Source organism: Acinetobacter sp. 25-47-130 (genome assembly GCF_056779705.1).
Map to the genome: position 1 here is coordinate 19,193 of NZ_JBWYII010000011.1, position 14,877 is coordinate 34,069.

General features: G+C 38.1%; 10 protein-coding genes, 1 other RNA gene and 1 pseudogene. 4 read left to right on the top strand and 8 right to left on the bottom strand.

Going from position 1 to position 14,877, the window contains the following annotated elements:
• Positions 1-75: 75 nt before the first annotated feature.
• Both AC1M83_RS12030 and AC1M83_RS12035 read left to right on the top strand, forming a co-directional pair.
• Positions 76-1,725 carry a PqiB family protein gene (locus tag AC1M83_RS12030; RefSeq protein WP_481590773.1) on the top strand — a complete coding sequence of 550 codons (1,650 nt, stop codon included), beginning with the start codon at positions 76-78 and terminating at the stop codon, positions 1,723-1,725.
• Positions 1,712-2,431 (top strand): PqiC family protein, encoded by a 720-nt coding sequence (locus tag AC1M83_RS12035; protein WP_481589477.1) that lies wholly within the window; start codon positions 1,712-1,714, stop codon positions 2,429-2,431. The genes AC1M83_RS12030 and AC1M83_RS12035 overlap by 14 nt, the downstream gene beginning before the upstream one ends.
• A gap of 295 nt (positions 2,432-2,726) precedes the next feature.
• Here the strand turns inward: AC1M83_RS12035 and AC1M83_RS12040 are convergent, their stop codons facing one another.
• The 6 genes from AC1M83_RS12040 to AC1M83_RS12065 all read right to left on the bottom strand — a co-directional run bounded on the left by AC1M83_RS12040 (position 2,727) and on the right by AC1M83_RS12065 (position 11,243).
• Positions 2,727-3,167, bottom strand: a complete 441-nt coding sequence (locus tag AC1M83_RS12040; RefSeq protein ID WP_481590774.1) for a transposase — start codon at positions 3,165-3,167, stop codon at positions 2,727-2,729.
• Between the two features lie 259 nt (positions 3,168-3,426).
• Positions 3,427-3,732 carry a DUF2149 domain-containing protein gene (locus AC1M83_RS12045; protein WP_092768927.1) on the bottom strand — a complete coding sequence of 102 codons (306 nt, stop codon included), beginning with the start codon at positions 3,730-3,732 and terminating at the stop codon, positions 3,427-3,429.
• Complete coding sequence (locus AC1M83_RS12050) at positions 3,732-4,235, bottom strand: MotA/TolQ/ExbB proton channel family protein (protein ID WP_092768924.1); 504 nt, start codon at positions 4,233-4,235, stop codon at positions 3,732-3,734. Before AC1M83_RS12050 ends, AC1M83_RS12045 begins: the two co-directional genes overlap by 1 nt.
• 10 nt (positions 4,236-4,245) lie before the next feature.
• Positions 4,246-8,445 carry a cobaltochelatase subunit CobN gene (cobN, locus tag AC1M83_RS12055; protein ID WP_481590775.1) on the bottom strand — a complete coding sequence of 1,400 codons (4,200 nt, stop codon included), beginning with the start codon at positions 8,443-8,445 and terminating at the stop codon, positions 4,246-4,248.
• Positions 8,445-10,379, bottom strand: coding sequence for a TonB-dependent receptor plug domain-containing protein (locus AC1M83_RS12060; protein ID WP_481590776.1), 1,935 nt, complete (start codon positions 10,377-10,379; stop codon positions 8,445-8,447). The genes cobN and AC1M83_RS12060 overlap by 1 nt, the downstream gene beginning before the upstream one ends.
• Positions 10,380-11,063: 684 nt before the next feature.
• Positions 11,064-11,243, bottom strand: coding sequence for a hypothetical protein (locus tag AC1M83_RS12065; protein WP_092768250.1), 180 nt, complete (start codon positions 11,241-11,243; stop codon positions 11,064-11,066).
• 260 nt (positions 11,244-11,503) lie between these two features.
• On the opposite strand from AC1M83_RS12065, the pseudogene AC1M83_RS12070 reads away from it, so the two are divergent.
• Positions 11,504-12,256, top strand: a pseudogene (locus AC1M83_RS12070) (tyrosine-type recombinase/integrase); the annotation flags it as partial.
• A gap of 87 nt (positions 12,257-12,343) precedes the next feature.
• Here AC1M83_RS12070 and ssrA read toward each other — a convergent pair.
• Positions 12,344-12,704, bottom strand: a transfer-messenger RNA (tmRNA) gene (ssrA, locus tag AC1M83_RS12075).
• Positions 12,705-12,836: 132 nt separating this feature from the next.
• Between ssrA and glpK the strand changes: the two genes are divergently transcribed.
• On the top strand, positions 12,837-14,321 hold the full coding sequence (gene glpK / locus AC1M83_RS12080; RefSeq protein ID WP_035266283.1) for a glycerol kinase GlpK: 1,485 nt from the start codon (positions 12,837-12,839) through the stop codon (positions 14,319-14,321).
• A 52-nt stretch (positions 14,322-14,373) separates the two neighbouring features.
• Here glpK and AC1M83_RS12085 read toward each other — a convergent pair whose 3' ends face one another.
• Complete coding sequence (locus AC1M83_RS12085; RefSeq protein WP_035266285.1) at positions 14,374-14,871, bottom strand: thioesterase family protein; 498 nt, start codon at positions 14,869-14,871, stop codon at positions 14,374-14,376.
• Positions 14,872-14,877: the final 6 nt, after the last annotated feature.

The window sequence follows — 14,877 nt, forward strand, 5'->3', positions numbered from 1 at the left end:
TCACTTCTTGCTTGATATTCATATGATGAAGCGTACAAATTACAACCACATTACGATTTAATAAGATCAATAACTATGTCAGAAAACCAATCGAGTAATGGTCATCCTCATGATGAACAAATTCTGAGTCAGGTCGGTGTACCTGATAAGAAACGTAGCAAATGGAAACCTTCTCTCATTTGGATTATTCCAATTGTTGCATTACTCATTGCATTTTCATTAGCTCTCAAGGCGTATTTGAATACTGGTCCTGTTATTAAGGTTTCTTTTAGGACTGCAGAAGGCATTGAAGCTGGCAAAACTACAGTTCGTTATCGTCAAGTCAATGTGGGTCTAGTACGCGAAATTGACCTTTCGGAAGATCGTTCTCATATCATTGCTAAAATTGAACTTCGGAAAGATGCCAGTAATTTTGCTACGGAAGATTCACGTTTTTGGGTAGTGAGACCACGTATTGGTGCAAGTGGGGTTTCAGGTATCGATACTTTACTTTCTGGCGCATATATTGAAGTAGATGGCGGTAAATCAAATGTCAAAACCACTTCATTTAAAGGGCTAGAAACTCCACCCGTCGTGACTTCCGATGTTCCTGGAAAAATCTTTTTCTTAAAGGCACAAGATTTAGGTTCGCTCGATTTCGGTTCACCTATTTATTATCGAAGAATCAACGTTGGACAAGTAACCTCATACCAACTGGCTGATGATGGAAAAAGCGTTGAACTTCAAACTTTCATTAAGTCACCTTATGACAAATTTGTCACCACAGATGCGCGTTTCTGGCAAGCCAGTGGTGTAGATGTCAATTTGAATGCTTCGGGCTTTAGTTTAAACACACAATCTTTGGCAAGCATCATTTCGGGAGGGATCGCATTTGGTTATCCTGAAAATTCTGATGCAGCTCCTGCTCCGAATAAAATGAAATTTGAATTATTTGACTCTGAAAAGCTTGCGCTTAAAGAGCCGGATCTTAATCCAAGACGGATCGTAATGTATTTCAATGAGTCATTGCGAGGTTTATCAGTAGGAGCTCCAATTGATTTCATGGGTGTCGAAGTCGGTACTGTGAAAAAAATCAACACTGAGTTCTACAATAATCACTCGCAAATTCGAATGCGTGTTGATGCTGAAGTTTATCCTTCACGTATTGCTGGAGGTCATGAGTTGGACCCGCAAGGTACAGTATTCAAGCAATTTGTTGAGCGTGGTTGGCGAGCTCAAATGCGGACTGGCAATTTACTTACAGGTCAAAACTACATTAGCTTTGATCTTTTCCCTAAAGCTAAATATGCCACTGCAATCCGTCGAAATGATGGTGTAGTTGAAGTTCCAACAACTCCTACAGAATTAAAAGGCCTTCAAGCACAAGTGTCCCAAATCGCCGATAATGTATCTAAATTTCCATTGGTTGAAATTGGTCAGGACGTTCGTCAAACCTTGGCAAACTTAGATAAAACTATACGATCTTCAAAAAGTTTGGTCGATCAACTGGATGGCAAAGTTGCGCCTAATTTACAAGCCACTTTGGATGATGTTCGTAAAACAGTTCAGTCTTCTGAAACCATCTTGGCAAGTGATGCACCATTACAACAAGATCTACGTCGTGCTTTACAACAAATTACCCGTGCCGCAGCTTCATTGCAGTTAATGGCAGATCAAATAGAACAAAATCCTGAGTCATTGATTCGTGGAAAAACAGCGGAGCCGAAGAAAGATGACAGAGAATAAATTATTGAAATCTCAGCAACGCTGCTACCTAAAAGTCCTTTCAAGCTTGAGTGTTGGTTTGTTTGCACTCATCGTCAGTGGGTGCTCTTCATCCCCTACGCCTATGTTCTATTCATTGAGCACTCAAACGCTAACATCATCTTCGTCAAATCTAAAAGTGAGGATGATTGAGGTGCTTCCTGTTGGATTATCCGATCGTTTAAACCGAATTCCATTGGTAATTCAACAAGAAAATGGGCAGGCTAAAGTATTGTTCGATGATCGTTGGACATCTACTTTATCGGCTGAATTGAGAGATGCTGTTTCTGCGCGTTTACAGCAAACATTAGGTGCAGTGGATCGTTATAATAGTGGTATGACTGGTGGACAAGCAGCTTATCGAATTGCCTTAGATTTTTCTAACTTTGATTTCATCGAAAAATCAAATCAGCAACGCTTTATGCTCATGAATGCGACTTGGACTTTAAGATATGATGATCCTAATCGCCCCTTATCCATACCCAAAAACGCTCAAACATTACCTCAACGTCATCAACTCAGTTGTCGGATGAGTTTTTATGAAGAAATTCCACAAAAAAATAAAGACTTAAACACTTTAGTCACTGTTTCGCAAAAAGCCATTGATCAACTTTCAATCAGTATTGCAAGTTCAGTCAAGCACTTAGAAAATAGGAATCAGCCGATTACTGGTGGGGTATGTAGTTAATTTTCATAAAAACTTGAGATTTCTTTTGAATCTGTTTTGAATACAGCAAAGCTCTGAGTTGTATTTAAAACATCTATCTTTGATAAATTGGTATATAATTTTTTAGATAAAGACATTCAACAATAGAATTCTTTCATAATTCATTTTTATGCAGTTCCATGTTATAGATTCCAGCAATTTAATTGAATCTTAAACCTAGTCTTTTGACTCGATTACGATATCGCGCCGCAAGGACTTTGAAGGCTTTCAAACTGCCCAATACATGTTCAATCCCAATTCTTCTTTTATTGATTTCTCAATTGTAAACTTTTAGCTCGGGATCTAGTTTGCAGCATCTCTTTGCTTTTAGAGGCAATGAGCTATTTGGATACATTGCATAGATTCCATGATAGCCTTCATCTGCATGAATAAAAGCACCTTTAGGAATCGGATTCAAGTTGCGTTTGAAAAGCTCGAAATCATGTACAGCACCACGACTAGTGCATAAACTCAGAAATTGCTGTGTTCTATAATAGATAATGGCTTGAACTTTAAATGTATGTGCCTTCTTCTTGCCACTATAGCTTTTCTTCTGTTTTTTAGGTCTTTGTGTTGGAGTTTCTGTGGCATCTACGATCACCACGTTCCAGTCGATACCTTCGCCTTCAGGCAGACTCTCGGGTAAATTAAATAGATTGGACTTGATCAGGCAATCATCTACATCGTGGAAGATTTGTGAAGCAGTAGGCTCTGACACGCCAATAGCTCAGACGGAGTAAAGCCTGATTTTCTTCACTTAACTTGGATAGTCTACCTTTAGCAGGCACAAGCATTTTTAGTAGTTCAACCATTAAATCAATGGTTGACTATAAGATGCCTGTGTATCGCTTGAAATGTGTATCAAAAAGTTTCTTTCAGTTGATGATTTTAGTCCGCAAATTATGTATTAATATTTAGAAAAATAGATCAAATGTTAAAGTTTAGATTAATAGATGAGTTTGTATCACACGTACATTTTATTCAGGCACGTAAATCATTCGGCCATCATTCAGTTTATAGGTCACCCCTGCCTTACTTCCTTCGCCCTCACCAATTTGACCTGTAGACTCATATTGTTTAAGTTCTTGTCCTTCTTTAAATGAAATTTTCATATTTTTTTCACCAGGATTTTCAATTACAACGACATTATTATTTGAAAATGGATTTAGCGGGTTTTGTACTACCAACATCATTAGAATCACAATAATAACTAAAAAAAGGTCAATCAAATTCACAACAGAAAGCATAGGATCATCACTTTCATCCTGTTCCAAAAATCGCATTAAGCTTCCCCTTGATGAAGACTTTCAAATTCTTTTTCATACTCACGTAATTCTTCAAGCAACCAACGACGTCGGATAACCAAAATATAAAAACATATAGAAGCCGAAACTAAAGATAAAATTACTGAAGAAAATGCCATCACCATATTCTGCCCCACTTGTTCAGCTTGACCTGAAGATAAAGCGAGTAATGCAGGACCCATTGGAATCATAGTTGCGATCAATCCCAACATCGGTGCAGTTCGGGATACAATTCTTAGCCATTCCAAACGTTTAATAATCCAAAGTTCTAAATCATCAGTCGAGGCTTGAAATTGATTTTGTTCTGCATATTTCATCAAAATCGATCGATAACGTTTAGAGGTTCTGAACACGCATTCCATAATAAAGCTACCCAAAGAAACCAATGAAAAAATCAATGAGATAAGGATGAGCAACATCACAGGCCATAAGAAAAGTTTTGAAGCCTGATAAATCAAACTTTCGACTTCTAAAATTTGCATAAATTTCCTCTTATTTTTTTCGCTGTTGCATAAATTGTTTAAAAAAACCAAATCCAATCAATAAACTCAGTATGAAGGCACCAACCCAAGCATAATCTTGTACTTCCGACTTTTTCTGGACTTGTTCCAAAGCCTGACCTTTGACTTTCTGTTGTGCCTGATTCTGAGTATTTTTTTGATCTATTTTGGGTGTTTGTATTTCTATAGAAGATGGATGTTGATCTTGAGCAGACTGATTGGCATCGGCCGCTTGCAAAGTCTGTGTTGTTGGGTTTAAACCTTGTCCTATAGCTTGCTGATTTTGAGTATTTTGCTCATCGGCTGTGCGTTTTGTTTCAGATGAATTTTCAAGATTTACTTGATCAGTTACTACAGTCATCTGTGCATTTTTTTCTAGTGATACACTGTCATTTTGCTTCAAAATACTTTGGGTAAATTCATTAAGCTTTTCAGACTCTAAAGGCAAATTCACTTGTTCTTGCAACGCTTGAATTTTTTCTGCAATTTCTCGTTTTGTCTCATCATCAGCTTGCCAATAATCTTGACGAATCGCTTCCGCCATACGATTTAATACTTGGAGTTGCGCAGATGGATTATGTTGTTTGAACCATTCATTTACACCAAGTTCGCGCTTATCTTGAACGTAAGTTTCATACATATCTTTCCATTGATCAGCACGGACAACTGAAGGGTCAGTCACATTCCAGCCATATAAATTATTGGTCACATTAATTACTTCCAATGTGCCAGCATAACCCTCCTTTTGCATACTTTTAATCCACTCAGGATTTAAATAACGGGTACGTAATTCATCTGACAAATAAGCTTTCAATGAGGTGACTTCAGCTTTATTTTGGCGTAAATCTGTAATGAGTAATTCCGGTGATTTCCCTTGAACGGAACGAATTGCCAAAGATAATCCACCTAAATATTCAAATGGATGATCTGTCGATAACACGCCATGCACATTTGAAGAACGTGACATAATGGCAACATCAACGCCTTTTAAATTTTCAGCGAATAGATTGACTGGTGCTTGCTCACCCCACGTTTTATCGCTATAGGCATATTGCAGATTATTTAAGAAGGTATTAGCTAATTCTTGATCATTTTCCCAATCATCATAGGACAAGGTTTTTTTCGTTAAACCTGAGCCATATTCTCCAGGTTCATTACTAAAAATTTTAAGTTGTGATAACGCTTTAGCTCGTTCAGGATCAACTTTTTGAGCAATTAATGATTGCTGTATCTGTTGTGAATTTTGATAAAGCTGATTATTGGGTTCATTTAGCGCTGAAAGTTTTGCCATTGCACCAGCAAGTAGACGCATAAAACCATCAAATTGATCTCGATAAACACTGGTGGCTTGAATCACAACATCCACACGTGGGCGCTTGAGCTCTTGTTGTGGAATAATGTCTAAACTCACCACTTTACCTGCTTGATCCCACACAGGTCTTAAACCAAGCGCTGCCAAAACTTGTCCTTCCGAAACACCTAAATGACGAATCGTTTCAGAAGACCACAAACTAAATGCAACTTTGTTAGGGTACTGCTGAGGATACTTTTGTTGGTACTGCGCAATCATCTGCTCAAAGGTTTTTTGTCCCATTTCATAAGCCGCTTTAGTCGGGATTTTATTGGCTTCAAAAGCATATAAATTGCGTCCACTGACACTTTCAGGCTGACGAATCGGGTCTCCCCCCGTTCCCGGTAAAACATAGCCTCCAGATAAAGCATTCAACAAACTTTGCATTTCTCTATCTGCAATCAAATATTCATAATTTTTTTGTGCAGTTTCGATATACGCTTTTAGTTTTCCACTTTGCCCTATCTTTTGAATATCTGCATCAACCTCAACATTTGAAGCCTTAGATTTAAACCATCCTAAACCTGTGGATTCAGCCGGATTTAAAACATAATGCGCCAAATAACGATAAGCTAGAGATTGACGAATTGTTTCAACATCGGCATTAAACACTTCATTTTTATCCAGCTTTAATGCTTTGAAATAGTCTGAGTCTAACTGCTGTAAAACAATCATTAATCTTTGATTATCTTGGGCTGACAAACCGAAACGATGCAAGCCCATGGGTACAGCTTGTTGCGCTAGGCGATGCAAATGATCATGAAGCTGAGTATAAAATTGAGGGAAATTATTCTGAGCCTGAACCTGAGTCAGGTTTAAATCTTTAAGCACACCACTTTGCTCTGTTAAAGCGATCAGTTTTCCTTGAGTTTGCTGCTTGACTAAACCCTCATCGAGCTGAGCATATTGGTGAATTAAATCGTGAATATCTCGTAATTCATCATATAAACCAGAGGGTGCTAAAGGCGCAGTTTGATGACTCACTATAACTGCACGACCACGTCGTTTCGCTTGCATGGCTTCTGCGATATTATCCTGAACATAAGGATAAAAAATCGGTAAAGCACCTGCGGTCAATAAAGGATAGTCATTCGCTGCTAAGCCTTTGTCTTTTCCAGGCAACCATTCTTGTGTGCCATGTGTTCCCAAATGAATCAATGCATCGGTTGCTTGTTGCAAATACAGATAAGTCGCTAAATATAATGGATCTGGAACAGCGTCTTGACTGTGGTAATTCTCACCTACTTTAGAACCACGAGTAGGCTGAGGAAGTAGTAATAAATTTCCGTAACGCTGACTTGGAATTGCAAAATAAAACTCGCCCTCCCTTTTCACGACTGCCCAATGTTTAGATAATTTTTGAATATCCGCGCTTTCTTTTAATTCGTGTTGACGCTGTTCAGGCAAGGTTTTTAACCAATCAAGATAATACTGAACAGGAAAATAGCTGAGCATTTCTTTCTGTTGTAGGTCAGCTAATTTTTCATGCTGGTAATATGCAGATAATAAAGTTTGAGCATCTGAAATAATTTGTTTTTCGCTGATCAGTTCGGTGTCGTATCCACGTTCTTTTAAACTTTTTTGAATATTTTCGATGCTCAGCGGAATATTTAAATTTGATGCAGATAAATTATTTTGACCATAAGGATAATTCCAAAACATCACCCCAATTTGCTTTTCTTTATTGGGTTTAATCTTCAATTTGGATTGGGCAATTACACGTTCAAGTAATATATTGACCTGTGGTTCAATCCATTGCTCGCGACCACCCTCATTTAAAGACAGCACTAAAGGATCAGAAAATCCCCAAGTTTCGGGAAGACTCAAAAAGATAGATGCTAAATGCGGAGGTATGCCTGATTTCGAGTTTTTCCATTCTTCAAAATTGCCATTAAAACTCAAACTTTGAACCATAGGCACATTCATTTTTTGTAGCTCGGCAACTAAGTCCTGACCATTTTGAATATGCGTCATATTGACCATTGCGGTGATTGGTACAACTTTAAAAAAATCTGAAAGTTTGGTTTTGGTTTTCGACTCATTCCAAAGCAAGACAATAGGAACAACACCTTTTCGTTCAGTAAGCGTTATGAGTTGATCAATTTTTTCAGACGTTAAATTGGTGATATTGCTTGGATGAAGCACATAAACCAAATAGGCATTTTGTCCTTGAATAGTTGATTTTTTCTGATGTTTTAGATTCTGTTGATACCAATCTAAATAGGATTGCACATTGTCAAAATAGTCTTGTGCACTGGTGTGATAAATCGAAATTTCTGGTAATTTTTGCGTCTTAAATGTGGCTTTTTTACCTTCAGTATTCCAAAGATGTACTGCTTCAAAATAATGTGAAAAGTTAATTTCTCCACCGTTGTAATACAGATCTAATAATTTAAATCCAAATAATTTTGGAATTTTCTGGAACTGCGGTGCTCCACCACCAACGGTCATATATGCTTTGTCTTGAGCCTTTAAACTTTCAAGTGCAAGCTCTTCAACCTGTTTACGATCTGGCGGTCGCGGAACATCTAAAATGATCACATCCGCCTGCTGAATAGATTGCTGAACAGCTTTTTGATTTTGATTTACTTGTAAATGCTGTAATTGCACATTTTGTTTCGCTGCAATTGGCACAAGTTTTTCAAATTTAGTATTTGCCACAAAATCGGTATGTAACACCAATACCTTAGTTTGAGCATCTGCTGTTTGTGCAAAAGCCACATTTAATGTGAGATAAACACATAAGAAGATGCTCAAAATACGCAGGATGGAGTTTAGATCCAAACTTTTTTGAATATGAGTTGGATCTATTGCATGCAGAATGAAAGATTTCTTCATCATTAAAATCTCACATTCATACCAACAAAGTAACGACGTCCTGCATCACTAAAAGTTTGTAATTGATCAGGTTGCATGCCAATTTTTTTATCTGTCAGATTTTCAATTCCTGTCTGGACTGTCCAATTCGGAGTCACTTTATAATCTGCATACATGTGCCAGAAGATATATCCTTGACTGTGAGGTGTATTCACAGCTTGAAATTGTTTACTGCGATATTGCTGGCGTAATTTGGTTTGCAGTTTGTCGTTCACTTGCCAAATGACTGAACTATTTAATTGATGCTTTGAACGATCGGCTAAAGGGATATTTTTACTTTTATCTTTTGCGTCTAAATAAGTGTAATTGGCTTCTAAATGTAAATATGGCTCTATGTGATAAGCACCACTCCATTCAATACCTTGTAGTTCTGCTTTTGTCACATTGACATAATCTAAGCAAATTTTCCCTGCGACTGAACATGTAGGCTGACGCTGTGTATCTATCAAATCATCGACATTGTTTCTAAACCACCCTAATGAGGTTTCAAAATTATCTCGATGGAAATGTAATCCAACTTCATAAGCGGTATTGGTTTCAGGCTTAAGATCAGGATTGCCTCGAATAGTACCCATACCACCCATTGCAGCATTAGACTCAAACTCTTTAGATAGTTGCTTTAAAGTTGGCGCTTTATAGCCTTTGCCCACACCAGCTTTGACTGTCCATGCATCGCTGAGTTGATAAGACGCATTAAACTTCGGACTCAGTTCCCATCCAAAATCTGAATGCTCATCGCCACGTGCCCCAAATCCAACTTTAAATTGATCAGAGATTTGCCAAATATCTTGTAGATAAATTCCATAATGGGTAATACTGTCTTTTTGTTTTAAATTGACCGTTGGATCTTCCAACTTTTCCTTACGAAGCTCATTACCCAGTATTAAATGATGATTAGATAAATCAAATTGAAACTGTGTCGAAGCCACTTGATCAGTTAATTTTTGTGGAGATGTCGTATCTCCGCCATCACTGCGCTCACTTTCTCGTTTGAATTGTGTTTGATAAAGCTTAACAATACTTTTACCCCAACCCCATTCACCTTCATGTTTTAACCCGAATCGAGCCCGCTCAATTTCATCATCAACTTGATAATATTGATTACGTGTTCCACCTCTTAAATCTTGTCGATCCTCATGGCCGTACTCACTTATGAATTCAATCTGTTGTTGATCTGTTGCTTGCCAAAATAGACCAAGATGCCCTTTGGTATTTTTCTGCTCATCGTGTTTGCTTAAACGAGAATTGGTAGGATCTTCAAGCGCATCACGTTTTCTAAATTCGGCCCAGAAATTGACACCTAATTTATTTTCAATGAGTGGACCAGACAAGTAAGCACTGGTTTTATACTGATCACCACCCAAATTAGATTCATTCCATAACGATTGAATCGAAGCAGAGCCTGTCCATTTTTCGATTGGTTTTCTAGTAATAATATTCACTACTCCACCTAAAGCTTCTGATCCATAGAGTGAAGACATCGGTCCTCGAACCACTTCAATCTGTTCTATCGCTTCGGTTGGAACCCAATTTAATTCACCATCAGAGTGAGCAATGGCTGAGGATGAACTATTAATTCGTTGTCCGTCGACTAAATATAGGGTGTGTGTCGGGTTCATTCCTCGAATCGAAACCCCTTTCCGATTTAGCCCGATACCTACATTTTGTAGACCTACTCGATCGTTCAAAGCATCTGAAACATCATTTATAAATTGTTGATTAAGTTGCTTACCATCAATCACATCAATACTCGCCATTGCTTCATGAATATTTTCTTTTTTTGCAGATGCTGTGACCACAATCGTATTCATACTGTGTGCTGGATGATGATTTGTGTCTGTTGATTCTGCAAAGACAACATGAGTTACAAAGAGACCCATTCCTAAAAAGATACGCATAGTGATATTTAAGGTTATTTTTTATTGCTTATAATGTTATGTTATAACATAATATAATGCAATTTTTTAATTTATAAATTTCTATTTTCAATATATTCAGTTGAAAATCTTTGAGCCCAAAATAGCCAATAAATGTGAGACTCTTTTGGAGTTGATAAGTACAAATTTGACAAAAAACTAAAACCTCTTTCTACTAAGAATTAATCTCTGTCGCACTTCATTTAAGAATCTAAGAATTTTTAAATTTACACTTTAAGAGTTTATTAAAATTATAGAATTCTTTCATAATTCATTTTTATGCAGTTCCATGTTATAGATTCCAGCAATTTAATTGAATCTTAAACCTAGTCTTTTGACTCGATTACGATATCGCGCCGCAAGGACTTTGAAGGCTTTCAAACTGCCCAATACATGTTCAATCCCAATTCTTCTTTTATTGATTTCTCAATTGTAAACTTTTAGCTCGGGATCTAGTTTGCAGCATCTCTTTGCTTTTAGAGGCAATGAGCTATTTGGATACATTGCATAGATTCCATGATAGCCTTCATCTGCATGAATAAAAGCACCTTTAGGAATCGGATTCAAGTTGCGTTTGCAAAGCTCGAAATCATGTACAGCACCACGACTCGTGCATAAACTCAGAAATTGCTGTGTTCTATAAATGTATGTGCCTTCTTCTTGCCACTATAGCTTTTCTTCTGTTTTTTTAGGTCTTTGTGTTGGAGTTTCTGTGGCATCTACGATCACCACATTCCAGTCGATACCTTCGCCTTCAGGCAGACTCTCGGGTAAATTAAATAGATTGGACTTGATCAGGCAATCCTTTACGTGGCGGACGATTCTTGAAGCAGTAGGCTCTGACACGCCAATAGCTCAGACGGAGTAAAGCCTGATTTTCTTCACTTAACTTGGATAGTCTACCTTTAGCAGGCACAAGCATTTTTAGTAGTTCAACCATTAAATCAATGGTTGACTATAAGATGCCTGTGTATCGCTTGAAATGTGTATCAAAAAGTTTCTTTCAGTTGATGATTTTAGTCCGCAAATTATGTATGGATTTTTAAATTTTTCGGTACAAATAATCAGCAAGAGATAGATCGTTTTGTGATTTATGAAACAGATCTATCATCGATCGTGATTTTCAAACAGCGAAAACATTTAATAACTGTGCAACTACGCTAAGCGGGGTATTTAAATTGGCTGTTAAGCATAATCTGATTTCTCCAAATCCTATGCATACAATTAAGAATCGTAAGGTTCAGGCAGAAATACCTGCCCCCTTCACACGTAAGGAGATGGAAGCCTTACTAGCTTGGCTCGACAAAAGCTTACATGATGAGGATAAATTTTGTCGCTAGTATTTTGAATTTGCTTTTTAGACAGGCTGTAGACCTTCAGAAATGATTGCGCTCAGAGAAAGTGATATCGATTGGTTCAATGTCACATTCAAAGTTAGCAAAAGCCGTGTTCGTGGTTTAGAAAAAAAAGTGACCAAAACACATACTTCTCGTGAGGTCTATTTGAATGAACGCTTGACTTTGGCTTTAAAAGCTTTGCTTCAATTTAAAAAGGATCAAGGCTACCAAACAGATTATGTAATGCTATGTCCCAAGATGAAGGAACCATTATTTAATGAAAAACCACCGAGAGAGCGTCTTGTAGAAGCAATGAAATCGTGTTCTATACGTCATCGCCCTGCCTACAATGCACGGCATACCTATGCAACGATGTTACTTATGGATGGCGTCAATCCAATGTTTGTAGCCGACCAACTTGGTCATAGCTTACACATGCTGATTAAGCGCTATACGAAATGGTTGCATGGGGATAAAAACAGGCAAGAAATAGCAAAACTCAGCGTGGCATTAACAGCATAAATTCATCAATGTAGTCAGATCTTGGTATAAAAATGTGGCAAATAAAAAAGCCACTTAAAATAAGTGGCTTTTTTATTACAAGAATTTTGGTGGAGATGGCGGGAGTCGAACCCGCGTCCGCAAGCACTACACTCGAGATTACTACATGCTTAGATATCGTCTATTGTTTTAACCCTCAAAGACCCGACGAACAGGGTTAAGAGAGCGATCCTTTAAGTTTAGTACAACACCCCAAGGCTTGATGTTATACGGACTTGTGTGCGTGCGCTTCAGTCGGGATCTCTAACCACAAGTATTCAGAGATGCGGACAAGCTGCCCTTAGGCAGCTAGAGCGTAAGATTCGTCGTTTGCGACTATTTAAAATGCAAATTTTATTTACGAGAGAAAATGCGCTCTCGGCATGCATCTATGAGTTTCATCACCAGCGTCGAAGCCAGGAACATCCCCAAAGTACAACGCAATCATAGCATAAAAGTTTGAAAATACGACCTCTAATTTCACAACAATTACACATACACATGCGCTTATTTCAATAATTGAGATAAAATCCCTTTTTTCAAGTTCAAAATTGCATATTTTATGAGTTATTTACTTGCACTGGATCAAGGGACGACGTCAAGTCGTGCGATCATTTTTGATGAACATGGAAACGTTCATGCAACAGCTCAAAGAGAAACTAAAATACGAACCCCAAAGTCAGGCTGGGTAGAGCAAAATGCACAAGAGATTTGGAGCTCACAAATCGCAGTGGTACAGCAAGCAATTGCTGATGCGCGATTACTGCCTAAAGATATCAAAGCTTTAGGCCTAACCAATCAACGCGAAACGACAGTGATTTGGGATAAAAAAACTGGTGAACCTCTAGCCCCTGCGATTATTTGGCAAGATCGCAGAGCGAGTGATTGGTGTAATTCCCTCATTCAACAAGACTTACAAACCAAGATAAATTTCACCACAGGACTCCGCATTGATCCTTATTTCAGTGCTGGAAAATTAGTGTGGTTACTTGAAAATATTAATGGTTTAAGAGCTCGTGCGGAACAAGGCGAAGTGGCTTTTGGAACCATTGATAGCTGGTTAGTTTGGAATCTCACTCAAGGTGCTGAACACGTGATTGAAGTCTCGAATGCTTCAAGAACCATGTTAATGAATTTGCATACCCAGCAATGGGATGACGAATTACTCGCACTATTTAATATCCCAAAAGCAATACTACCCAAAATCGTGGCTTCTGATTGCCATATTGCCAATACAGCCAAAGGTCTCTTAGGTGCAGAAATTCCAATTACAGGGATTCTAGGTGATCAACAATCAGCCTTATTTGGTCAATCATGTTTTGATATAGGCTCAGCAAAAAACACCTATGGTACTGGCTGCTTTATGTTATTCAATACAGGTGATCAAATTCAACTGAGTCAGAATCAGCTTCTCTCCACTTTAGCTTGGCAATGTAAAGAACACACCTCGTATGCGCTTGAAGGTAGTGTTTTTATGGCTGGTGCAATTGTACAATGGTTACGTGATGGACTTGGAATTATTCAAAGTAGCCAAGAAGTTGAACAATTGGCGTGTCAAGTTAACAATACCGATGGTGTCGTACTTGTTCCTGCCTTTACAGGCTTAGGAGCACCTCATTGGGATACGGATGCCCGCGCATTATTATGCGGTATGTCTAGAGGGACAAATAAAGCACATATTGCGCGAGCAGCTCTCGAATCAATCGCATTTCAAGTCGCTGACGTTTTGAATGCCATGCAATCTGATATTCGAAACCCTTTAAAAGAATTACGTGTAGATGGTGGTGCGAGTCAAAATGATATGCTAATGCAATTTCAAGCCGATTTACTGAATGTTCCTGTGTTAAGACCGCAACTTTTGGAGTCAACGGCTTGGGGAGCTGCGGCAATGGCAGGTTTAACTGCAGGTGTATTTAAAAATCCGTCTGATATTGCGGCATCATGGAAATTGGAAAAAGCCTTTGAGCCAACAATGTCTGAAGATCAACGTCAATTTCATTTACATCAATGGAATAGTGCGTTAAAACGTTCAAGATCAGATGTTTAGTATAAAAAACCGCCTACAAGGGCGGTTTTTTTATAAGAGATACATAGATTTTTCAATATGCGTATGAAGCAATACCTGTTGCAATTGCTTTACCTTCATCATTCACCATATTCATGCGCATCGTACAACCTTTGCGACCCATGCGTAGGACTTCAGCAGTGGCAATAAAATACTTTCCGCGCCCTGGTGATAAATAATCCACTCGCATATCCACTGTTGCTAAACGTGAAACTTTCTTTAAAGTTTCAGGCAACATATCAGGCTCTGCACGCTTGTAAAGCTCGCCCATTGCAACAATCCCGCCAATACTATCGAGTAATGTTGCTGCTACACCGCCATGCAAAATTTGGAAAGAAATATTACCAATGAGATTAGGTTTCATCTCAATATAACCTTGGATTTCACCTTCTACGACACGCATTTGCATTTCGTTGTAAGCGAAATAAGGAGAGGTATTAAATACTTGAGTGAGTTGATTTAATACCACTTCAAGATCTGGTTTAGCACCTAAATGGAGGTTACCCATCCATTTTTTTTGGGAATCGTTCATACAAAA

Coding starts and splice junctions, on each gene's coding strand:
- AC1M83_RS12060 (WP_481590776.1), bottom strand. CDS start 10,379: ATGCGTATCTTTTTAGGAATGGGTCTCTTTGTAACTCATGTTGTCTTT.
- AC1M83_RS12045 (WP_092768927.1), bottom strand. CDS start 3,732: ATGCGATTTTTGGAACAGGATGAAAGTGATGATCCTATGCTTTCTGTT.
- glpK (WP_035266283.1), top strand. CDS start 12,837: ATGAGTTATTTACTTGCACTGGATCAAGGGACGACGTCAAGTCGTGCG.
- AC1M83_RS12085 (WP_035266285.1), bottom strand. CDS start 14,871: ATGAACGATTCCCAAAAAAAATGGATGGGTAACCTCCATTTAGGTGCT.
- AC1M83_RS12035 (WP_481589477.1), top strand. CDS start 1,712: ATGACAGAGAATAAATTATTGAAATCTCAGCAACGCTGCTACCTAAAA.
- AC1M83_RS12050 (WP_092768924.1), bottom strand. CDS start 4,235: ATGCAAATTTTAGAAGTCGAAAGTTTGATTTATCAGGCTTCAAAACTT.
- AC1M83_RS12030 (WP_481590773.1), top strand. CDS start 76: ATGTCAGAAAACCAATCGAGTAATGGTCATCCTCATGATGAACAAATT.
- cobN (WP_481590775.1), bottom strand. CDS start 8,445: ATGATGAAGAAATCTTTCATTCTGCATGCAATAGATCCAACTCATATT.